The sequence below is a fragment of the Mycobacterium sp. E3198 genome (assembly GCF_001667015.1).
GTDB lineage: Bacteria > Actinomycetota > Actinomycetes > Mycobacteriales > Mycobacteriaceae > Mycobacterium.
The window spans coordinates 70577-91316 of sequence record NZ_LZIS01000116.1 but is presented as its reverse complement, the minus strand read 5'-3'; the positions used below and the strand labels follow the sequence as shown (position 1 = coordinate 91316).

18 protein-coding genes are annotated in these 20740 nt (G+C 68.9%); 10 read left to right on the top strand and 8 right to left on the bottom strand.

Features of this window, described 5'->3' with window-relative positions:
• Window positions 1–810, bottom strand: coding sequence for a 1-acyl-sn-glycerol-3-phosphate acyltransferase (locus tag A5673_RS13585; RefSeq protein ID WP_068232788.1), 810 nt, complete (start codon window positions 808–810; stop codon window positions 1–3).
• Between the two features lie 452 nt (window positions 811–1262).
• Between A5673_RS13585 and A5673_RS13580 the strand changes: the two genes are divergently transcribed.
• From A5673_RS13580 to A5673_RS13565, 4 genes are all read left to right on the top strand, one after another.
• Window positions 1263–1571 carry a hypothetical protein gene (locus A5673_RS13580; protein ID WP_231971080.1) on the top strand — a complete coding sequence of 103 codons (309 nt, stop codon included), beginning with the start codon at window positions 1263–1265 and terminating at the stop codon, window positions 1569–1571.
• Window positions 1572–1695: 124 nt separating this feature from the next.
• A complete protein-coding gene (locus A5673_RS13575) occupies window positions 1696–3420 on the top strand; it encodes a DUF3556 domain-containing protein (protein WP_068232781.1) in 1725 nt (574 codons plus the stop codon).
• On the top strand, window positions 3417–4841 hold the full coding sequence (locus tag A5673_RS13570; RefSeq protein ID WP_068232779.1) for an NAD(P)/FAD-dependent oxidoreductase: 1425 nt from the start codon (window positions 3417–3419) through the stop codon (window positions 4839–4841). The genes A5673_RS13575 and A5673_RS13570 overlap by 4 nt, the downstream gene beginning before the upstream one ends.
• Window positions 4842–4961: 120 nt before the next feature.
• Entirely contained in the window at window positions 4962–5810 is an 849-nt protein-coding gene (locus tag A5673_RS13565) for a L,D-transpeptidase (protein ID WP_082958718.1), read from the top strand.
• 102 nt (window positions 5811–5912) lie between these two features.
• Here the strand turns inward: A5673_RS13565 and A5673_RS13560 are convergent, their stop codons facing one another.
• Window positions 5913–6587, bottom strand: coding sequence for a beta-xylosidase (locus A5673_RS13560; RefSeq protein WP_068232776.1), 675 nt, complete (start codon window positions 6585–6587; stop codon window positions 5913–5915).
• Between the two features lie 286 nt (window positions 6588–6873).
• Here A5673_RS13560 and gap point away from each other — a divergent pair, with 286 nt between their 5' ends.
• From gap to secG, 4 genes are read left to right on the top strand one after another with little or no spacing between them, the layout of a single operon-like run.
• Window positions 6874–7893 carry a type I glyceraldehyde-3-phosphate dehydrogenase gene (gene gap, locus A5673_RS13555; RefSeq protein ID WP_068232767.1) on the top strand — a complete coding sequence of 340 codons (1020 nt, stop codon included), beginning with the start codon at window positions 6874–6876 and terminating at the stop codon, window positions 7891–7893.
• 2 nt (window positions 7894–7895) lie between these two features.
• Window positions 7896–9146 (top strand): phosphoglycerate kinase, encoded by a 1251-nt coding sequence (gene pgk / locus A5673_RS13550; RefSeq protein ID WP_068232764.1) that lies wholly within the window; start codon window positions 7896–7898, stop codon window positions 9144–9146.
• Entirely contained in the window at window positions 9143–9928 is a 786-nt protein-coding gene (gene tpiA / locus A5673_RS13545; RefSeq protein WP_068232761.1) for a triose-phosphate isomerase, read from the top strand. The genes pgk and tpiA overlap by 4 nt, the downstream gene beginning before the upstream one ends.
• A gap of 30 nt (window positions 9929–9958) precedes the next feature.
• A complete protein-coding gene (gene secG / locus A5673_RS13540) occupies window positions 9959–10192 on the top strand; it encodes a preprotein translocase subunit SecG (RefSeq protein ID WP_068232759.1) in 234 nt (77 codons plus the stop codon).
• Here secG and A5673_RS13535 read toward each other — a convergent pair.
• Window positions 10189–12216, bottom strand: a complete 2028-nt coding sequence (locus A5673_RS13535) for an APC family permease (RefSeq protein ID WP_068232756.1) — start codon at window positions 12214–12216, stop codon at window positions 10189–10191. The genes secG and A5673_RS13535 overlap by 4 nt on opposite strands.
• Window positions 12217–12343: 127 nt before the next feature.
• Between A5673_RS13535 and ppc the strand changes: the two genes are divergently transcribed.
• Entirely contained in the window at window positions 12344–15154 is a 2811-nt protein-coding gene (gene ppc / locus A5673_RS13530) for a phosphoenolpyruvate carboxylase (protein ID WP_068232751.1), read from the top strand.
• Window positions 15155–15170: 16 nt separating this feature from the next.
• Window positions 15171–15950, top strand: coding sequence for a DUF1206 domain-containing protein (locus A5673_RS13525; protein WP_068232748.1), 780 nt, complete (start codon window positions 15171–15173; stop codon window positions 15948–15950).
• 2 nt (window positions 15951–15952) lie between these two features.
• Here A5673_RS13525 and A5673_RS13520 read toward each other — a convergent pair whose 3' ends face one another.
• Genes A5673_RS13520 through tal form a run of 5 tightly spaced genes read right to left on the bottom strand, consistent with a single transcriptional unit; the run spans window position 15953 to window position 20737 of the window.
• Window positions 15953–16342, bottom strand: a complete 390-nt coding sequence (locus A5673_RS13520; protein ID WP_068232745.1) for an ATPase — start codon at window positions 16340–16342, stop codon at window positions 15953–15955.
• Window positions 16343–16358: 16 nt separating this feature from the next.
• Window positions 16359–17096 (bottom strand): 6-phosphogluconolactonase, encoded by a 738-nt coding sequence (gene pgl, locus A5673_RS13515; RefSeq protein ID WP_068232742.1) that lies wholly within the window; start codon window positions 17094–17096, stop codon window positions 16359–16361.
• On the bottom strand, window positions 17093–18004 hold the full coding sequence (opcA, locus tag A5673_RS13510; RefSeq protein WP_068232738.1) for a glucose-6-phosphate dehydrogenase assembly protein OpcA: 912 nt from the start codon (window positions 18002–18004) through the stop codon (window positions 17093–17095). Before opcA ends, pgl begins: the two co-directional genes overlap by 4 nt.
• A 49-nt stretch (window positions 18005–18053) precedes the next feature.
• Window positions 18054–19619 carry a glucose-6-phosphate dehydrogenase gene (gene zwf / locus A5673_RS13505; protein WP_068232736.1) on the bottom strand — a complete coding sequence of 522 codons (1566 nt, stop codon included), beginning with the start codon at window positions 19617–19619 and terminating at the stop codon, window positions 18054–18056.
• Window positions 19616–20737 (bottom strand): transaldolase, encoded by a 1122-nt coding sequence (gene tal, locus A5673_RS13500; protein ID WP_068232734.1) that lies wholly within the window; start codon window positions 20735–20737, stop codon window positions 19616–19618. The genes zwf and tal overlap by 4 nt, the downstream gene beginning before the upstream one ends.
• Between the last annotated feature and the right edge of the window lie 3 nt (window positions 20738–20740).

The window sequence follows — 20740 nt, the reverse complement described above, 5'->3', positions numbered from 1 at the left end:
TCAGCCCAGGATCGGGAAGCGTCGTTTGGCGGCGAGCCCGTCGAGCGCCTGCTGCATCACCGACCGCACATGCTCGTCGACCTCGTCGACGTCCGGGTCGTCGCCGAACTGCGCGGCGATGTCGATGGGCGGCAGCACCTGCGTCACGATCTTGGCGGGCAGCGGCACGTTGGGCGGCACGACGGCGCTGAGCCCGAACGGGAAGCCGAACGACAGCGGCAGAATTGCGCTGCGCAGCAAGCGCTTTATGCCCAGGCGCTCGGCCAGCCAGGTGCCGCGGGTCAGGTAGAGCTGGGTCTCCTGGCCGCCGATGGACACGGCGGGCACGATGGGCACGCCGGCCTCGATCGCCGTGCTGACGTAGCCCTTGCGGCCGTTGAAGTCGATGACGTTCTCCGCGACCGTGGGCCGGTACGCGTCGTAATCGCCTCCCGGGAACACCACCACCACGCCCCCCGACCGCAGCGCCTTGGCCGCGTTCTCCCGGTTGGCCCGGATGTAACCGGTGCGCCGGAACAGCGATGCCGTGGGGCCCGTCATGAGGATGTCGTGACTCAGGGTGTAGACCGGCCGGCCGTAGCCGAACTTCTCGTAGAAACCGGCGCTGAAGATCGGGACGTCCATGGGGAACATGCCCCCGGAATGGTTGCCGACCACCAGCGCCCCGCCCGGCGGGAATGAATCCAGGCCGTGCACCTCGGATCGGAAATAGGTCTTCAGGAACGGGCGCATCACGCCCATCAGGCGCTGGGTCAGACCGGGGTCGAATTTCTCGATGTCCTCGATGTCTGGGCTGTCGCTGTCGGTCACGTTTCTCCTCGTGGCTCTGGCGGGCCGCAATGCCCGTCGAGTCCCTCGATGGTAGCGACCGGGATCGGGCCGCCGGCGCGATGTTTGCCCGGATTTGTACCCGCGACCGGTTTGAGCCAACCCACCGCAGAGGGATCCGCTGCCGGGGCGTGGGGCGTCGGTCGGCTCGGGGAAGACAATTCACGATGCAATTTTGGGAAACGTTCGTTTTCCGGCCTGCTTTGCGGCCCGCGCCTATGGCGCCGGTCGGGTCCGGGGGTTATGGTTACCTCTCGCCAAACACCCAAGCCGCAGCTGAGAGGGCCGAAATGGAGGTCGCCGGTTTGTCCGACGAGCGCGCCACCCGCCCGGCTGCTGGGCACGCCTCGGGTGGTGTTCGGGACCGGCGCGGGCGGATGCCCCGCAGCAGCGCGGTCCGCCCAGGCCCGGTAAACGTCCGCCAAGGAGGGGCCATGCCTGGCGTGACCGTGAACCGCCCAGCCCGCGATGTCACGCTGCCGGCCGCGGTGGTCGAGACGGCCGATCACCGGCAGGCCGACTACTTCCGTCGGGTCCTGGTCCAGAGCCGCCGCCACATCGACCACCGGCTGGGCGAGTACCAGAAGGCGATCGCGGCCGCCGAGGCCGCCGGCGACGCGGAGGCCGCCGGCAGCCTTCGGCGCATGGCGAGCAGCGAAGAGCGGGAACGTCAGGTTTTGGACGGCATGATCGAAAACCTGCAGCGGCGATTCCCGCATCGCTCGCGCCCCGCGACCCGCTAGGGCCGCCGCCGGCGCCTCAAACAGGCTGGGCGTCAGCGATTCTCATCGACCCATACCGCTGGGTCCCTCGCTGTGGATAGATTGTATTGGCCAACTGGTTTCCTCTCGGACTTTAGGGCCGCCCATGGGATTCATGTCACCCGAGCTACCGGACGTCGACCCCGACACCTGGCGGACGTTGCCACGGGCAACGCGGCTGCAGATCGTGACCCGCCACTGGGCGGAGCACGGGTTTGGCACCCCCTACGCGGTGTACCTGCTGTACCTGCTGAAGATCGCCCTGTACGTCGCGGCACCGGCCGCGATCATCTCGCTGACGCCCGGCCTGGGCGGCCTCGGGCGCATCGGCGACTGGTGGACGCAGCCGATCGTGTACCAGAAGTTCATCGTGTTCACGCTGCTGTTCGAGGTCCTCGGCTTCGGCTGCGGCTCCGGCCCGCTGACCGGCCGGTTCATGCCGCCCATCGGTGGGTTCCTGTATTGGTTGCGCCCCAACACGATTCGGCTGCCCGCATGGCCGGGCAAGGTCCCGTTCACGGCCGGCGACAACCGCACCGTCGTCGACGTCGCGCTGTACGCCGTCGTGCTGGTCGGCGGGGTGTGGGCGCTGTTGTCGCCGGGCCCCCTGATCGACCCGGTCCGGGTGGTGCCGACGATCGTCGCGCTGGCGGTACTGGGTCTGCGGGACAAGACGATCTTCCTGGCCGCCCGCGGCGAACACTATTGGCTGAAACTGTTCGTTTTCTTCTTCCCGTTCACCGATCAGATCGCGGCCTACAAGATCATCATGTTGTGCCTGTGGTGGGGAGCGGCGACCTCCAAGCTCAACCACCACTTCCCGTACGTGGTCTCGGTGATGACGAGCAACAACGCGCTGTTGCGGCCCAGGCTGTTCAACCCCCTCAAACACGCGCTCTACCTCGACCACGTCAACGACCTGCGCCCGTCGTGGTTGCCGAAGGCCATGGCGCACATCGGCGGCACCACCGCGGAATTCGTGGTCCCGACGCTGCTGGTTTTCGTCGCCGGCGATCAACCCTGGCGATGGTTCCTCATCGGGTTCATGGTGATCTTCCACCTCAACATCCTGTCCAACCTCCCGATGGGAGTTCCGTTGGAGTGGAACGTGTTCTTCATCTTCTCGCTGTTCTATCTGTTCGGGCACTACGGCGCGATCCGAGCCACGGACCTTCGATCGCCCCTGCTGCTCGCCCTCATCGTCGTCGCGGTGGCCATCGTGATCGCAGGAAACATGTTTCCCGAAAAGATTTCGTTCCTGCCGGCCATGCGCTACTACGCGGGCAACTGGGCCACCAGCGTGTGGTGCTTCCGCGCGGGCGCCGAGGACAAGATCGAGGCACGGGTCGTGAAAAGCTCTGCGCTCGTGGTGAATCAGCTGGCCAAGCTCTACGGCGCGGGGACCGCCGAAGTGATGTCCGACAAGGTGGCCGCTTTCCGGGCGATGCACACGCACGGCAGGGCACTCAACGGGCTATTGCCCCGCGCGATCGCCAACGAGGCCGATTACCGCATCCGCGACGGCGAAGTGGTTGCCGGGCCGCTGGTCGGATGGAACTTCGGCGAGGGCCACCTGCACAACGAACAACTGCTCGAGGCGGTGCAACGGCGCTGCGGATTCGACGACGGTGACGTCCGCGTCATCGTGCTCGAAGGTCAGCCGATCCACATCCAAAAGCAGTGGTACCGCATCCTGGATGCCAAGACCGGACTGATCGAGTCGGGCTACGTGGAGGTCGCGGACATGCTGACCCGCCAGCCGTGGCCGGAGCCCGGGGACGAGTTCCCCGTCCACCTCACCACACAGCCGGTCGTTCACGGCGAGTCGTGACCAAGGCGGTCGTCGTCGGCGCCGGGCCCAACGGCCTGGCCGCGGCGATCCACCTGGCTCGCAACGGCGTCGACGTGCATGTGCTGGAGGCCCGCGACACGGTCGGCGGGGGAGCCCGCTCGGGTGAGCTGACGGTGCCCGGCGTCATCCACGACCACTGCTCGGCTTCCCACCCGTTCGGCGTCGGCTCGCCGTTCTGGGAACAGATCGGGCTGAAAGACCATGGGCTGGTGTGGAAATGGCCCGAAATCGACTGTGCGCACCCGCTGGACGACGGCACCGCGGGCGTGCTGTATCGGTCGATCGAGGCGACCGCGGCCGGCATGGGGCCGGACGGGAAGCGGTGGCGGCACGCCTTCGGGGACCTCGCGGCGGGGTTCGACGAGCTCGCCGAGGATTTCTTTCGGCCGATCCTGCATTTTCCGCGGCACCCGGTGCGCGTCGCCCTGTTCGGTCCGCGGGCGCTGTTGCCCGCGACGGTGCTGGCGCGGTGGTTTCGCACCGAGCGGGCGCGCGCGTTGTTCGGCGGCGCGTCCGCGCACATGTTCACCCGGCTGGACCGGCCGCTCACCGCGGCCATGGGGCTGATGTTTTTGGCCGGCGGGCACCGCCACGGGTGGCCCGTCGCCCAGGGGGGATCCGGGTCGATCATCCGGGCGCTGGCCGCGGCCCTTTCTGCGCACGGCGGCACCGTGAGCACTTCGGTGACCGTCACCGACCGCCGCGACATCCCCGCCGCCGACATCGTCATGCTCGACCTCACCCCCGCGGCGGCGCTGAGGATCTACGGCGACGTCATGCCCGGCCGCGTCGCGCGCGCCTACCGGCGCTTCCGCCAGGGGTCGTCGGCGTTCAAGGTCGACTTCGCGATCGAGGGCCGCATCCCGTGGACCAACCCCGACTGCCGCCGCGCCGGCACCGTGCACCTCGGCGGCACGTTCGCCGAGACCGTGGAGACCGAGCGGCAACGCGCCCAAGGCAAGATGGCGCAGCGGCCGTTCGTCCTCGTCGGGCAGCAGTACCTGGCCGACCCGTCGCGGTCGTCGGGCAACGTCAACCCGATCTGGGCCTACGCCCATGTGCCGTTCGGCTACACCGGCGATGCGACGGCCGCGGTCACCGGCCAGATCGAGCGGTTCGCCCCGGGCTTTCGCGACCGCGTCACCGCGACCGTCAGCACGGGCACCGCCGACCTGGCGGCCTACAACCCCAACTACATCGGCGGGGACATCCTCGGCGGCGCCAACGACGGCCTCCAGGTCATCCTGCGCCCGCGGATCGCGGTCAACCCGTATGCGACCGGCGTGCCGGGCGTCTACCTCTGTTCGCAGTCGACGCCGCCGGGCGCCGGCATCCACGGGCTGTGCGGGTACCACGCCGCCGCGTCGGCGTTGCGGTGGCTCACCGTGGCCAAACCGTGACTGAGATTTGACCAATTGCGCACGCGCCCTTGCGCTTCCGCTGGTCGCCCGCCCTCTAACATCCCTATTGCAACTGTGTCAGTTGATGGATTTGGGTCGGTTAGCTAAGGAATTGGAGCCATGCGAGCGGTTGTTCGGTGTGTGCTCGCCGTGGGGATCGCCGCGAGCGTGGTAACGGGGCCGGTCGACGTGCGCCTGGCGGCGGCGAGCCGGCCCTACGGCCCCACCATCGCCTCGGTCCTGCCTGCGCGCGGATCGGTGGTCGGCGTGGCACACCCGGTGGTGGTGAGGTTCGGCGCGCCCGTCACCGACCGACGCGCGGCCGAGCGCGGCGTGCAGGTCACCTCGGCGCCACCGATGACCGGCAAGTACGACTGGCTCGACGCCGACGTGATGCGCTGGGTTCCCGACCACTACTGGCCGGCACACAGCACGGTGGCGCTCTCGGTGGGCGGGCGGGCCACGGAATTTCAGACGGGTCCCGCCGTGGTCGGCGTCGCCAACGTCGCCGACCACACCTTCCGGGTGACCATCGACGGGGGGCCGCCGCTGCCCGCGCCCCACCACCGGCCCCACTGGGGAGAAGAGGGTGTGCTGCCGGCCTCGATGGGCCGGCCCGAGTACCCGACGCCGGTCGGCTCCTACACCGTCCTGTCCAAGGAACGCACGGTGATCATGGACTCGAGCAGCGTCGGCATCCCCGTCGACGACCCCGACGGCTACCGCATCCCGGTGGACTACGCCGTCCGCTTCACCAGCCGCGGCCTCTTCGTCCATTCGGCCCCGTGGGCCGTCAACGCGATGGGGCTGGAGAACACCAGCCACGGCTGCATCAGCTTGGCCCCCGAGGACGCGGAGTGGTACTACGACACCGTCCACGTCGGCGACCCGGTGATCGTCGAGGACACGCCACCGGCGCCACCGCAACGGCCCAAGCCGCCGTTGCTGTGGGAGGCCCCGCCGAGCTGACGTCCGAATCCGCGGTTACCGCAACGCCTTTCATCCTCCACCACGAAACGGACCCGCCGGGTTTCACCCAGCGGGTCCGTTTCGATCAGAAGCGGTTCGGCCTCAGTGCGCGGGGCCCGGCGCAATCGGCTCACCCGACACCGGGCCGCCGGCCGGCGCCGGGCCGGTCGGCTCGCCCTTGCCGGTCCCGGCCATGTCGATGATCGGAGCGGCCACCGGCGCCGCGGCGTCCAGCGGACCGCCGGCGAGTGCGATCAGCGGAGCGCCGACCGGCACCACGGGCACGGGCGCCCCCACGGGCACCGGCGGTATCGGCGCGCCCACGGGGATCGGCGGTATCGGCGCGCCCACGGGGACCGGCGGTATCGGCGCGCCCACCGGCACCGGCGGCACCGGCGCGCCCACGGGCACGGGCGGGCCGAGCGCGATGAGCGGAACTCCGGCCGGCACCACCGGAACCGGCCCGGGCGCAACCAGCGGCACCCCCGACATGTCGGTGATCGGGGCGCTCGACGTGCATACGGTGGCGGCCGGTGCGGGTCCGCCGGGCGCCGGAGCGGGTCCGGCGGGTGCGGGTCCGACCACTCCCGGTGCGCCGGCGCCCAGTGGCGCGCCGCCGGCCGCCGGCGCGCCGGCCTCGCCCGACTGTCCCTGGATGCACGCGTAGCCGCCGGTTTTCAGCGGGACGGCCGTCGCATCCGGGCTCAACGCTATTGCGGCCCCGCACAGTCCGGCGATGGCACCAACTGTGATGTTGAACCGATCTAAGCCCGTCATCAACCTCGACTCCTTCAGCGTTCGCAATCAAATGCGGCGGCAGAACCGCATAGCCGTACCGCAGCCGTGTCGAATGTATGGGTTGGCATCGCTATTGGACATGCGACGATTCGGGGGCTTATAGAACCGATACAAAGGAGACACGCTCCGGTTACCAGGGGGTTTGCGCCCGGCGAGAAGCGCCGTCGCAAGGCCGGCGCTGTTACCGGCGCGCGGCGGCGTTTGCTGCTGATCTAGGCTGGCCACGAGCGCTCATCAGCGGACATAGAAAGACAGGGAGAGACAAGTGACTGTCCGAGTAGGCATCAACGGCTTCGGTCGAATCGGACGCAACTTTTACCGGGCCCTGCTGGCTCAGCAGGAGCAGGGCACCGCGGACATCGAGGTGGTGGCCGTCAACGACATCACCGACAACGCCACGCTGGCGCACCTGCTCAAATTCGACTCGATCCTGGGCCGGTTGCCCTACGACGTCACCCTCGAGGGCGAGGACACCATCGTGGTGGGAACTCGCAAGATCAAGGCGCTGGAGGTGCGCGAGGGCCCGGCGGCGATGCCGTGGAGCGACCTGGGCGTCGACGTCGTCGTGGAGTCCACGGGCCTGTTCACCAACGCGGCCAAGGCCAAGGGGCACCTGGACGCCGGGGCCAAGAAGGTGATCATCTCCGCGCCGGCCACCGACCCCGACATCACCATCGTGCTGGGCGTCAACGACGACAAATACGACGGCAGCCAGAACATCATCTCCAACGCCTCGTGCACGACGAACTGCCTGGCGCCGGTCACCAAGGTGCTGCAGGACGAGTTCGGCATCGTCAAGGGGCTGATGACCACCATCCACGCCTACACCCAGGACCAGAACCTGCAGGACGGGCCGCACAAGGACCTGCGCCGCGCCCGTGCGGCCGCGCTGAACATCGTGCCGACCTCCACCGGGGCGGCCAAGGCCATCGGCCTCGTGATGCCGGAACTCAAGGGCAAGCTCGACGGGTACGCGCTGCGGGTGCCGATCCCGACCGGCTCCGTCACCGACCTGACCGTCGAGTTGTCCAAAGCCGCCGGCGCCGAGGACATCAACGCCGCGTTCAAGGCCGCCGCGGAGGGGCGCCTGAAGGGCATCCTGAAGTATTACGACGCGCCGATCGTGTCGGCCGACATCGTCACCGACCCGCACAGCTCGATCTTCGACTCCGGGTTGACCAAGGTCATCGACAACCAGGCCAAGGTGGTGTCCTGGTACGACAACGAATGGGGCTACTCCAACCGCCTCATCGACCTGGTCGCGCTGGTCGGCAAGTCGCTCTGACCGTGCCCGTCCCGACACTGGAAGACCTTCTCGCGGAAGGGGTTTCGGGTCGAGGCGTGCTGGTGCGCTCCGACCTGAATGTGCCGCTGGACGACGACGGCGCCATCACCGATGCCGGCCGCATCACCGCGTCCGTGCCGACGCTGCAGGCGTTGCTTCAGGCCGGCGCCAAGGTCGTGGTCACCGCGCATCTCGGTCGTCCCAAGAACGGCGCCGATCCGAAGCTGTCGCTGGCGCCGGTCGCGGCGGCGCTCGGTGAGCAGCTCGGCCGGCACGTCCAGCTGGCCGGCTGCGATGGTTCCCGAGTCGTCGGTGGCGACGCGCTGGCGCGCGCCGAGGGACTGACCGACGGCGACATCCTGTTGCTGGAGAACATCCGCTTCGACCCGCGGGAAACCAGCAAGGACGACGGTGAGCGGCTGGCGCTGGCCCGGCAGCTGGCCGAATTGGTCGGGCCGACGGGCGCTTTCGTCTCCGACGGCTTCGGCGTGCTGCACCGCAAGCAGGCCTCGGTGTACGACGTCGCCACCCTGCTGCCGCACTACGCCGGCACGCTGGTCGCCGCGGAGATCCGGGTGCTGGAGCAGTTGACCAGCTCGACCACGCGCCCCTATGCCGTGGTGCTCGGCGGGTCGAAGGTGTCCGACAAGCTCGGCGTCATCGAGTCGCTGGCGACCAAGGCCGACAGCATCGTGATCGGCGGCGGTATGTGCTTCACTTTCCTTGCCGCGCATGGCCTTTCGGTGGGCACGTCGCTGCTCGAGACTGAAATGGTCGACACCTGCCGCAGGCTGAGCGAGACCTACGCCGACGTGCTGCACCTCCCGGTGGATGTCGTGGTGGCCGAGAAGTTCGCCGCGGATTCGCCGCCGGAAACCGTGGCGGCGGACCGGATTCCGCAGGACAAGATGGGCCTGGACATCGGGCCGGAGTCGGTCCGGCGGTTCGCCACGCTGCTGTCCAACGCCAAGACCATCTTCTGGAACGGCCCCATGGGGGTGTTCGAGTTCCCGGCGTTCGCCGCCGGCACCAAGGGCATCGCCGAGGCGATCGCCGAAGCGACGGGCAAGGGCGCGTTCAGCGTGGTGGGCGGCGGGGATTCCGCAGCCGCGGTGCGCGCGCTCGGCATCCCCGAGGGTGATTTCTCGCACATCTCCACCGGCGGCGGCGCGTCGCTGGAGTACCTCGAGGGCAAGCCGCTGCCGGGCATCGAGGTGCTGGGCCGGCCGCAACCGACTGGAGGGGACGCGTGAGCCGCACGCCACTGATCGCCGGCAACTGGAAGATGAACCTCAACCACTTCGAGGCGATCGCGCTGGTGCAAAAGGTGGCGTTCGCGCTCCCGGACAAGTACTACGACAGGGTCGACGTCACGGTGATCCCGCCGTTCACCGACCTGCGCAGCGTCCAGACCCTGGTCGACGGCGACAAGCTGCGGCTGACGTACGGGGCCCAGGACCTCTCGCCGCACGACTCCGGCGCCTACACCGGTGACATCAGCGGCGCCTTTTTGGCCAAGCTCGGCTGCAGCTTCGTCGTGGTCGGGCACTCCGAGCGGCGCACATACCACAACGAGGACGACGCGCTGGTCGCCGCCAAGGCCGCCGCCGCGCTCAAGCACGAGCTCACCCCGATCGTCTGCATCGGCGAGCACCTGGACGTCCGGGAGGCGGGCAAGCACGTGCCCCACTGCGAGGAGCAGCTGCGCGGCTCGCTGGCGGGCCTGTCGGCCGAACAAATCGCCAAGGTCGTCGTCGCCTACGAGCCGGTCTGGGCGATCGGCACCGGGCGGGTGGCCAGCGCGGCCGACGCCCAGGAGGTGTGCGCGGCCATCCGCGAGCAGCTGGACACGCTGGCATCGCGGCAGGTGGCCGACACCGTGCGGGTGCTCTACGGCGGGTCGGTGAACGCCAAGAACATCGGCGACATCGTCGCCCAGAACGACATCGACGGGGCCCTGGTCGGCGGCGCGTCGCTGGACGGCGAGCAGTTCGCGACGCTGGCGGCGATCGCGGCCGGCGGGCCGCTACCGTGACGCCGCGGCGGCACCGGTAGGCTTTGGCGCATGCAATTGGGTCTGCAGATCACCCTGGTGGTCACCAGCATCCTGGTGGTGCTGCTGGTGCTGCTGCACCGCGCCAAGGGTGGCGGCCTGTCGACCCTGTTCGGCGGCGGCGTGCAGTCGAGCCTGTCCGGGTCGACCGTGGTGGAGAAGAACCTCGACCGGCTGACGCTGTTCATCGTGGGCATCTGGCTGGTGTGCATCATCGGCATGGAACTGCTGATCAAGTACCGCTAGCCCCCGCTGGCCACCCGAGTTTCGCTTGGCGTGTCGCGGTCGATCCCGCTGCGCACGTCGCCGGCCCGGTACACGACGCGGGACAGGTCCCGGCGCTCCGAGGAACGCAGTTGCCACGGCACGCTGGTGACCATCACGCCCGGCTCGAACAGCAACCGCCCCTTGAGCCGCCACGAGCTCTGGTTGTGCAACAGGTTCTCCCACCAACGGCCGACGACGTATTCGGGGATGTAGACGTTGATGACGTCGCGGGGTGCTCCGTTGCGCAACCGCTTGATGTAGTCGACCACGGGCCGGGAGATCTCGCGGTAGGGCGATTCGATCACCTTCAGCGGCACGTCGACGCTCAGGTTTTCCCAATCCTCGACCAACGTCGTGGTGTCGGCGTCGTCCACCTTGACGGTCAGCGCGGTCAGCGTGTCCGGATTGGTCGCCCGGGCGAACATGACCGCGCGCAGGGTCGCCTTGTGCCAACTCGAGACCAGCACGATCGCATGCACCCGGCTTGGCCGGACCTGCTCGTCCTCGTCCTCGATGTGCAACTCGGTGGCCACGTGCGCGTAATGCCGTCGTATTCCCTGCATCACGAGGCACAGCACCGGGATCGCGATCACCACCAGGTACGCGCCGTGGGTGAACTTGGTCACCATCACCACCACCAGAACGACGCCGGTGAGGCAGGCGCCGAACGCATTGATGGCCCGGGCGCGGTTGATGCTGAGCCGTTGCGCGCGGGTGTCGGCGTCGCGCAGCGCCCGGTTCCAATGCCACACCATGCCCGTCTGGCACAACGTGAACGAGGTGAACACGCCGAGGATGTAGAGCTGGATCAGCCGGGTCGTCGAACCACCGAACGCATAGATCAGCCCGCCGGCGATCGCGGCGAGCAGGATGATGCCATTGGAAAACGCGAGCCGGTCACCGCGGGTATGCAGTTGCCGCGGCAGATAGCGATCCTGGGCGAGGATCGAGCCCAGGAGCGGAAATCCGTTGTAAGCGGTGTTGGCGGCCAGGATCAGGATCAGCGCCGTCGCGGCCTGCAGGTAGTAGAACATCACGCTGTTGTTGCCGAACACCGCGGCCGAAATCTGAGCGATCACCGTGCGCTGCGGGTCCCGGTTGCAATCGCCGTGGAACCCGACGAGATCGCAGGTGTTCTCCACCACGCGGGTATGCGCGATCAGGGCCAGCCCGGTCACGCCGACGAACATGGTGATCGCCAGCGCTCCCATCGCGGACATCGTCCGTGCGGCGTTGAGCGCCTTCGGCTTTCGGAACGCCGGCACCCCGTTGGAGATCGCCTCCACCCCCGTGAGCGCGGTGCAACCGGACGAAAACGCGCGCAGCGCCAGCAGGGCGATTGCCAGCACGTTGAGTCCCGACAGCTCGGCGTGGATGCCGTAGTGCGCACTCTCGGCCTGCGGCGCGTCGCCGAGCAGCGTTCTAACCAGACCGATGCCGATCATCAGCAGCACGCCGGCGATGAAGGCGTAGGTCGGCACGGCGAACGCCCGCCCGGACTCACGCACACCACGAAGGTTCATCGAGGTCAACACCGCGATGAAGCCGAGGTTCACCGCCACCCGGTACGGGTTCAGTTCGGGCACAGCGGAAATGATGTTGTCGACGCCCGCTGCGACGGACACCGCCACCGTCATGACGTAGTCCACCAGCAGCGCGGCCGCCACCACCAGTCCGGCGCGCGGCCCCAGGTTTCGGGAGGCGACCTCGTACGAGCCGCCACCGCTGGGATAGGCCTGGACCACCTGCCGGTAGGACAACACCACGACGCCGAGCAGCACCACTACCGCGGCGGCGATCCACGGCGTCAGGTAGAGGTAGCTCAGGCCGCCGAGGGTCAGGATCAAGAGGATCTCTTGTGTTGCGTACGCCACCGAGGACAACGGGTCGCTCGCGAAGATCGCCAGCGCGATCCGCTTGGGCAACAGCGTGTGGTGCAGCCGATCGCTGCGAAACGGTCGGCCCACAACCAGGCGCTTGACCAGCGAAGTCGGTGACGACACGGTAGGAGCGTAGTGGCGAATCCGCGCACGCGTCCGCCGCCGGCCGTAGAGATTCCGTAAAAACTCGCCGCTAAGGGGTTGACCCCTCGGCGGGCGGACGACGCGTCCCGCACCGATACTGGGACGCATGGCTGACGCTTCCGACACCGCGCTGGAACCGATCGGTGCCGTCCAGCGCACCCGGGTCGGCCGGGAGGCGACCGAGCCCATGCGGGCCGACATCAGGCTGCTGGGCACCATCCTCGGCGACACCGTGCGGGAGCAGAACGGCGCCGAGGTGTTCGACCTGGTGGAGCGGGCCCGGGTGGCGTCCTTCCGGGTGCGCCGCTCCGAGATCGACCGGGCCGAGATGTCGCGGATGTTCTCTCGCATCGACATCCATCTGGCCATCCCGATCATCCGGGCGTTCAGCCACTTCGCGCTGCTGGCCAACGTGGCCGAGGACATCCACCGGGAACGGCGGCGCGCGATCCACGCCGCCGCCGGCGAGGCCCCGCAGGACAGCAGCCTGGCCGCCACCTACGCGAAACTGGATCTGGCCGAGCTGGATTCGGGCACGGTGGCCGCCGCGCTGGCGGGCGCGCTGGTGTCGCCGGTGATCACCGCCCATCCCACCGAGACCCGGCGGCGCACCGTGTTCGTCACCCAGCACCGGATCACCGAGTTGATGCGGCTGCACGCCGCCGGCCACACCGAGACCGATCACGGCCGCAACATCGAGCGCGAGCTGCGCCGCCAGGTCCTCACGCTGTGGCAGACCGCGCTGATCCGGCTGTCGCGGTTGCAGATCACCGACGAGATCGAGGTGGGCCTGCGCTATTACCCGGCCGCGCTGTTCACGGTGATCCCGCAGGTCAACGCCGAGGTGCGCAGCGCGTTGCGGGCCCGCTGGCCCGACGCCGACCTGCTCGCGGCGCCGATCCTGCAGCCGGGCTCCTGGATCGGCGGCGACCGCGACGGCAACCCGAACGTGACCGCCGACGTCGTCCGTCGGGCGACCGGCAGCGCCGCGTTCACCGCACTGGCGCACTACCTGGCCGAGCTCACCGACCTCGAGCAGGAGCTGTCGATGTCGGCGCGCCTGATCACGGTCACCGCCGAATTGACCGCGCTGGCCGAGGGCTGCGACGAGAAGGCCCGGGCCGACGAGCCCTACCGGCGGGCGCTGCGGGTGATCCGGGGCCGGCTCACCGCGACGGCCGCCGAGATCCTGGACCGCCGGCCACAGCACGCACTCGACCTGGGCCTGGCGGCGTATTCGGCGCCGGGCGAGCTGCGGGCCGACCTGGACGTGATCGACGCCTCGCTGCGCACGCACGGCGCCGGGCTGCTGGCCGACGATCGGCTGGCCCGGTTGCGAGAAAGCGTGCACGTCTTCGGGTTTCACCTGTCCGGCCTGGACATGCGGCAGAACTCCGACGTGCACGAGGAGGTGGTCGGCGAGCTGCTGGCCTGGGCCGGGGTGCATCCGGACTACGGCTCGTTGGCGGAAGGCGACCGCGTCGAGCTGCTGGCCGGGGAGCTGGCCACCCGCCGGCCGCTGGTCGGCGACCGCGCCGCGCGCCTCTCGGACCTGGCCCGCGGCGAGCTGGGCGTCGTCGCGGCGGCCGCCCGCGCGGTGCAGCTCTACGGTCCGGCGGCGGTGCCCAACTACGTCATCTCGATGTGCCAGTCGCCCTCGGACGTCCTCGAGGCCGCGATCCTGCTCAAAGAGGCCGGCCTGCTGGACGCCTCCGGGCCGGAAACCTATTGCCCCGTCGGCATCTCGCCGCTCTTCGAGACGATCGACGACCTGCACAACGGGGCGTCGATCCTGCAGGCGATGCTGGACCTGCCCATCTACCGGGCGCTCGTCGCCGCGCGCGGCGACTCGCAGGAAGTGATGCTGGGCTACTCGGACTCCAACAAGGACGGCGGCTACCTGGCCGCCAACTGGGCCGTCTACCGGGCCGAGCTCACCCTCGTCGAGGTGGCGCGCAAGACCGGTGTTCGGTTGCGGCTCTTCCACGGTCGCGGCGGCACGGTCGGCCGCGGCGGCGGCCCCAGCTACCAGGCGATCCTGGCGCAACCCCCGGGGGCGGTCAACGGCTCGCTGCGCCTGACCGAGCAGGGCGAGGTGATCGCCGCCAAATACGCCGAGCCGCAGACCGCCCGGCGCAACCTGGAGAGCCTGGTGGCGGCCACGCTGGAGTCCACGCTGCTGGACGTCGAGGGCCTGGGCGACGCCGCCGAACCCGCCTACGCGGTGCTCGACGAGGTCGCGGCCCTGGCCCACCGGGCCTACGCCGAATTGGTCCACGAGACACCGGGTTTCGTCGACTACTTCAAGGCCTCCACTCCGGTCAGCGAGATCGGGTCGCTGAACATCGGCAGCCGGCCGACGTCGCGCAAGCCCACCGAGTCCATCTCCGACCTGCGCGCCATCCCGTGGGTGTTGGCGTGGACCCAGTCGCGCGTGATGCTGCCGGGCTGGTACGGCACCGGGTCGGCGTTCGAGCAGTGGATCGCGGCCGGCCCCGAAAGCGAAGGCGAGCGGGTCAAGATCCTGCACGAGCTGTACGAGCGGTGGCCGTTCTTCCGCAGCGTGCTGTCGAACATGGCGCAGGTGCTCGCCAAGAGCGACCTGGGCCTGGCCGCCCACTACTCCGAGCTGGTGGCCGACGAATCATTGCGGCACAGGGTGTTCGACAAGATCGTCGACGAGCACCGGCGCACCATCGCCATGCACAAGCTCATCACCGGTCACGACGACCTGCTCGCCGACAACCCGGCGCTGGCCCGTTCGGTGTTCAACCGCTTCCCTTACCTGGAGCCGCTGAACCACCTGCAGGTGGAGTTGCTGCGGCGCTACCGATCGGGCGACGACGACGAGTTGGTGCAGCGCGGCATCCTGCTGACGATGAACGGGCTGGCGAGCGCGTTACGTAACAGCGGCTGACGGGCATCCACGTGCCATGGACCCGGCACAAGTGGCTCAAAACCGCGTGTTCGAACGATTCGCCCGCGCCGGCTACGTGGTGAATGGGCTGCTGCACCTGATCGTCGGCTACCTCGCCTTCCGTGTCGCTTTCGGCGACGGTGGCACCGCCGATCAGACCGGCGCGCTGGCGACGTTGGCGGGCAAACCGGGCGGCCCGGTGGTGCTGTGGATCGCCGCGGCCGCCCTGCTGGCGATGGGCCTGTGGCGGCTCGTGGAATCGGCCCTCGGTCGCTCGAGCGACCGCTCGTCGCCACGACCGTGGGACCGGGCGAAAGCCCTCGGATTGGCGGCGGTGTATCTCGCCTTCGCCTACTCGGCGTTCGGGTACGCCCGGGGCGCCGGGCGCTCGGCCGATCAACAGAATTCGAGCATCAGCGCCCGCCTGATGCAGACCACCGCCGGGACCGTCGCGCTCATCTCCTGCGGCGTCGTCATCGTCGCGGTGGGTGGCTACCACATCTACAAGGGCGCCAGCCGCAACTTCGTCGGCGACCTCAAGGGCAAGTCGGGTGATTTGGTGCGGCGCCTCGGCGCGACCGGCTACGTCGCCAAGGGGTTGGTGATCGCCGGCACCGGGGCCCTGGTCGTCGTCGCCGCCTGCCGCTCCGAACCGAAGAAGGCCACCGGCCTGGACGGGGCGCTGAAAACCCTGGGGGCGCAGCCCTACGGGGCGGCGTTGTTGGTCGCGGCCGGCGCGGGGATCATCACGTACGGCCTGTACAGCTTCGTGATGGCCCGATCGACCAAGATGTAGGGCTAGCGGTTGCGCAGCCTGTCCAGCACGCCGCGCACGGCGTGCTCGGTGATGGACAGCGGGGACATCATGGTCTCGCCCACCTTCACCATGTCGTCGATCCGCGCGACGATGGCCTCCACCGGCTCGACCAGGACGATCAGCCGCTTGGCCAGATCGTCGAGGCTGCCCAGGGTGCCGTCCAGGTGATCGAGGCCGGCCTCCATGCGCTCGACCGTGGCGTTGAGGTTGGACAGCGAGCTGTTGAGCTCCTGCATGGTCCTGCTCAGGCCGTCGAGGACGTCCTCGACCTGTTCGACGGTCTTGTCGGCGTTCAGGGCGGCCTGGGTGAGGGTCTTGATCCGGCTCCGCTCGGGCCCGCCGCGGACGGTTCTGTCTGCCATGTCGGCCATTATTGACTCCCGCCGGTCAGCGGGGAAGCTTGGATGCGGCCTCTTGGTCGAGCAACCACAGCGTGGTCTCGAGCCCGACGGCCCCGGCCGCGGGCACCGATGCCGGTGCGACGCCACCGATGGCGGCGGCCGCCGCGTCGGCCTTGCCCGCGCCGGACACCATCAGCCACACCTCGCGGGACCTCTGGATCGCGGGCAGCGTCAACGTGATTCGCTGTGGCGGCGGCTTGGGGGAGTCCTCGACGGGCACCACCATGCGGGTGGTCTCGCGCACGGCGGGTGTGTCCGGGAACAGCGAGTTGATGTGGCCCTCGGGCCCCATGCCCAGCAGGTGGACGTCGAAATTCGGGACCGGCTGGCCCGGTGCGGCGTTGGCGGCCAGCAGCTGTTCGTAGGCCAGCGCCGCCGCGGCGAGGTCCGTGCCGAACTCCCCGTCGCTGGCCGGCATCGCGTGCACGTGGCTGTACGGGATGTCGATGTGATCGAGCAGCGCCTCGCGCGCCTGCTTGTCGTTGCGCTCGTCGTCGTCCTCGGGCACGTAGCGCTCGTCGCCCCAGAACAGATGCACCTTTGACCAGTCGACCTGCTGGTCCCGAAGGTGCTTCAGCAGCCCGATGCCGTTGCCGCCGCCGGTCAGCACGATCAGCGCCCGGCCTCGCGCCGCGACGGCGGAACCGATGGTGTCGACAAGGCGCCCGCCCGCAGCCTCGACCAGGGCGTCGCCATCCGGAAAAACATCGACTATGGGTGTCACACGTATCGCACCTTCTTGATACCTTCGAGCGCGGTCAAATAAATTTCGTCGGCGTCCAGCCGCCGCAGGTCCTCGGCCAGGCATTCACCGGTTTCCCTGCGCGCCAACGGAACCAAGGCGTCCGGCTTGGCGGTCCGGCTCAGCGTGGCCGTCCTGCCCTCCTGGGGGCGGCTCAAGACGATGGTCTCGCTCTTACGCGCCAGCTCGACCTTGAGTTCGCCGACGGCCCGGCGCACGGGGCCGTCGATGCGGCTGGCCAGCCAGCCGGCCAGGATGTCGAGGGCGGGCTCGGTCTGCAGGCCCGACACCAGCGCCGACTCGATGGGTTCGTGCGGCGGCTGGTCGACGGCCGAGGTCAGCAGCGCCCGCCAGTAGGTGATGCGCGCCCAGCACAGGTCCGTGTCGCCGGGGCTGTATCCGGGCAGCCGGCTCGTGATCGCCGACAACGGATCGATGCCGTTGGTCGCGTCAGTGATGCGCCGAATTGCCAACTTGCCCAACGGGTCCTGCGCCGGTGACTCCGGGGCGATGTCGGGCCACCACGCGACGACCGGGATGTCGGGCAACAGGAACGGGATGACCACGCTGGAGGCGTGGCCCGACAGCGGGCCGGACAGCGTCAGGATCACCACCTCGCTGGCGCCGGTGTCGCCGCCCGAGCGCAGCTGCGCGTCCAGGCGCGGTTCGTCGGCGTACGGGTCGCCGCGCATCGTGACGATGATCCGGCTGGGGTGCTCGTGGCTGGCGTCGTTGGCGGCGGCGAGCGATTCCTCCAGCACCTCTTCGCTGTCGGGCGCGATGAGCAGCGTCAGCACCCGGCCCATGGTGACCGCGCCGGTCTTCTCGCGCAGCTCGTCGAGTTTCTTGTTGACCGCGGTGGTGGTCGTGTCGGGCAGGTCGACAATCATTGGCGCCGCTCCTCCTCATCGCTGCGCTCTGCATCGTCGCCGGCGCGGATCACGGCCGCCGCCATTCCCGCCCGGTGCGGCGCAGCATCTCGAACGCCGATTCCGGACCCCAGGTGCCGGCCTCGTACGGGTCCGGCTTGCCGTGTGCCGCCCAGTTGTCGAGGACGGGATCGAGGATCTCCCAGGCCAATTCGACCTCCTCGTTGACCGGGAACAGGGACGGCTCGCCGAGCAGCACATCGAGGATGAGCGCTTCGTAGGCCTCCGGCGATTCCTCCGCGAACGCCGACCCGTAGGAGAAGTCCATGTTGACGTCGCGAACCTCCATCGCGGTGCCGGGCACCTTGGAGCCGAACCGCAGCGTGATCCCTTCGTCGGGCTGCACGCGGATCACCATGGCGTTGGTGCCCAGCTCGTCGGTCATGGTGGCGTCGAACGGCAGAAACGGGGCACGCTTGAAGACCAGGGCGATCTCGGTCACCCTGCGGCCCAAGCGTTTACCGGTGCGCAGATAGAACGGCACACCGGCCCAGCGCCGGGTGTCGATCTCAAGCGTGATGGCGGCGAACGTCTCGGTGGTGGAGTCCTTCGAGAACCCCTCCTCGTCGAGCAGCCCCACCACCTTTTCGCCGCCCTGCCAGCCCCCGGTGTATTGGCCGCGGCTGGTGGTCTCGTCGAGCGGTTCGGCGAGCTGCGTCGCCGAGAGCACCTTGATCTTTTCGGTCTGCAGCGCCGCCGGGTTGAAGCTGACCGGCTCCTCCATCGCGGTCAGCGCCAGCAGCTGCATGAGGTGGTTCTGGATGACGTCGCGGGCGGCGCCGATGCCGTCGTAGTAGCCGGCCCGGCCGCCCAGCCCGATGTCCTCGGCCATGGTGATCTGCACGTGGTCGACGTAGTGGGCGTTCCAGATCGGGTCGAACAACTGGTTGGCGAACCGCAGCGCCAGGATGTTGCGCACGGTCTCCTTGCCCAGGTAGTGGTCGATCCGGAACACCGCCTCCTCCGGAAAGACGGCGTTGACCGCCTTGTTCAGGGCCTGCGCGCTCTCCAGGTCATGGCCGAACGGTTTCTCGATCACGACCCGGCTCCAGCGATCGCCCTGCGGGCGGGCCAACCCGGACGTGTGCAGCTGCTCGCACACCACCGGGAACGACTTGGGCGGGATCGCCAGGTAGAAGGCGTGGTTGCCGCCGGTGCCGCGCTCGGCGTCGAGTTTTTCCAGGGTCTCGGCGAGCCGGGCGAACGCCTCGTCGTCGTCGAAAGCGCCTGGGACAAAACGGAATCCCTCGGCCAGCCGCTCCCAGTTCTCCTCCCGGAACGGCGTGCGGCAATGCTCCTTGACGGCCTGGTAGACCACCTTGCGGAAGTCCTGGGTCTGCCAGTCGCGGCGGGCGAAGCCCACCAGGGAGAAGGTGGGCGGCAGCAGCCCGCGGTTGGCCAGGTCGTAGATGGCCGGCATGACCTTCTTGCGGGCCAGGTCGCCGGTGACGCCGAAGATCACCATGCCGCACGGGCCGGCGATCCTGGGCAGCCGCTTATCCTGCTTGTCCCGCAACGGGTTTTGCCACTGCACCGACCCGGCGCGGGCGCCCACCTTCGAGCTCGGCGGGCTCATTTGTCGGCAGAGTCGAGCTGCTTCTGCGTTTCCTCCAGCAATTCGGTCCAGGACTCCACGAACTTGTCGACGCCCTCGTTCTCCAGCACCACGAAGACATCGGTCAGGTCCACCCCGACCGCGGCGAGCTTGTCGAATACCTCCTGGGCGGCCGATGCCGTCCCGCTGACGGTGTCGCCCTTGACATCCCCGTGGTCGGCCACCGCCTCAATCGTCTTCTCCGGCATGGTGTTCACCGTGTTCGGCGCGACCAACTCGGTGACGTAGAGGGTGTCGGGGTAGTCGGGGTTCTTGACTCCGGTGGAGGCCCACAGCGGGCGCTGCACGCGGGCGCCGTCGGACTTGAGCGCCGCGAAGCGCTCGCCGCCGGTGAAGACCTCCTCGTAAGCGGCGTACGCCAGCCGGGCGTTGGCCACCCCGGCCTTGCCGCGCAGCCCCAGCGCGTCCTCGGAGCCGATCTTTTCCAGCCGCTTGTCGACCTCGGTGTCGACCCGGGATACGAAAAACGACGCGACCGAGTGGATCTTGGACAGGTCGTGGCCGGCCTCGCGGGCCTTCTCCAGCCCGGCCAGGTAGGCGTCCATCACCTGGCGGTGCCGCTCGACGGAGAAGATCAGCGTGACGTTGACCGAAATCCCTTCCGCCAGCACGGCGGTGATGGCCGGGATGCCGGCCTTGGTCGCCGGGATCTTGATGAACAGGTTCGGCCGGTCGACGATCTTCCACAGCTCGACGGCCTGCGCGATGGTCTTGTCGGTCTCGGCGGCCAGCCGCGGGTCCACCTCGATGGACACCCGGCCGTCGACCCCGTCGGAGGCCTCCCACTCGCGCTTCAGCACATCGCACGCGCTGCGCACGTCGTCGGTGGTGACGGTGCGCACGGTGGCGTCGACGTCTGCGCCGCGCTCGGCCAGCTCGGCGATCTGGCCGTTGTAGGAGTCGCCCTCGGCGAACGCCTTCTGGAAGATCGACGGGTTAGTCGTCACGCCGACAACGCTTCTGGTGTCGATCAGCTCTTGCAGGTTGCCCGACTGCAGCCGCTCGCGCGACAGGTCATCCAGCCAAACGGACACGCCCGCGGCGCTCAGCGCCGCGAGGTTGGGGTTCTGACTGGCCATGTG

Coding starts and splice junctions, on each gene's coding strand:
- A5673_RS13580 (WP_231971080.1), top strand. CDS start 1,263: ATGCCTGGCGTGACCGTGAACCGCCCAGCCCGCGATGTCACGCTGCCG.
- A5673_RS13575 (WP_068232781.1), top strand. CDS start 1,696: ATGGGATTCATGTCACCCGAGCTACCGGACGTCGACCCCGACACCTGG.
- A5673_RS13565 (WP_082958718.1), top strand. CDS start 4,962: ATGCGAGCGGTTGTTCGGTGTGTGCTCGCCGTGGGGATCGCCGCGAGC.
- A5673_RS13560 (WP_068232776.1), bottom strand. CDS start 6,587: ATGACGGGCTTAGATCGGTTCAACATCACAGTTGGTGCCATCGCCGGA.
- secG (WP_068232759.1), top strand. CDS start 9,959: ATGCAATTGGGTCTGCAGATCACCCTGGTGGTCACCAGCATCCTGGTG.
- ppc (WP_068232751.1), top strand. CDS start 12,344: ATGGCTGACGCTTCCGACACCGCGCTGGAACCGATCGGTGCCGTCCAG.
- A5673_RS13525 (WP_068232748.1), top strand. CDS start 15,171: ATGGACCCGGCACAAGTGGCTCAAAACCGCGTGTTCGAACGATTCGCC.
- A5673_RS13520 (WP_068232745.1), bottom strand. CDS start 16,342: ATGGCCGACATGGCAGACAGAACCGTCCGCGGCGGGCCCGAGCGGAGC.
- opcA (WP_068232738.1), bottom strand. CDS start 18,004: ATGATTGTCGACCTGCCCGACACGACCACCACCGCGGTCAACAAGAAA.
- zwf (WP_068232736.1), bottom strand. CDS start 19,619: ATGAGCCCGCCGAGCTCGAAGGTGGGCGCCCGCGCCGGGTCGGTGCAG.
- tal (WP_068232734.1), bottom strand. CDS start 20,737: ATGGCCAGTCAGAACCCCAACCTCGCGGCGCTGAGCGCCGCGGGCGTG.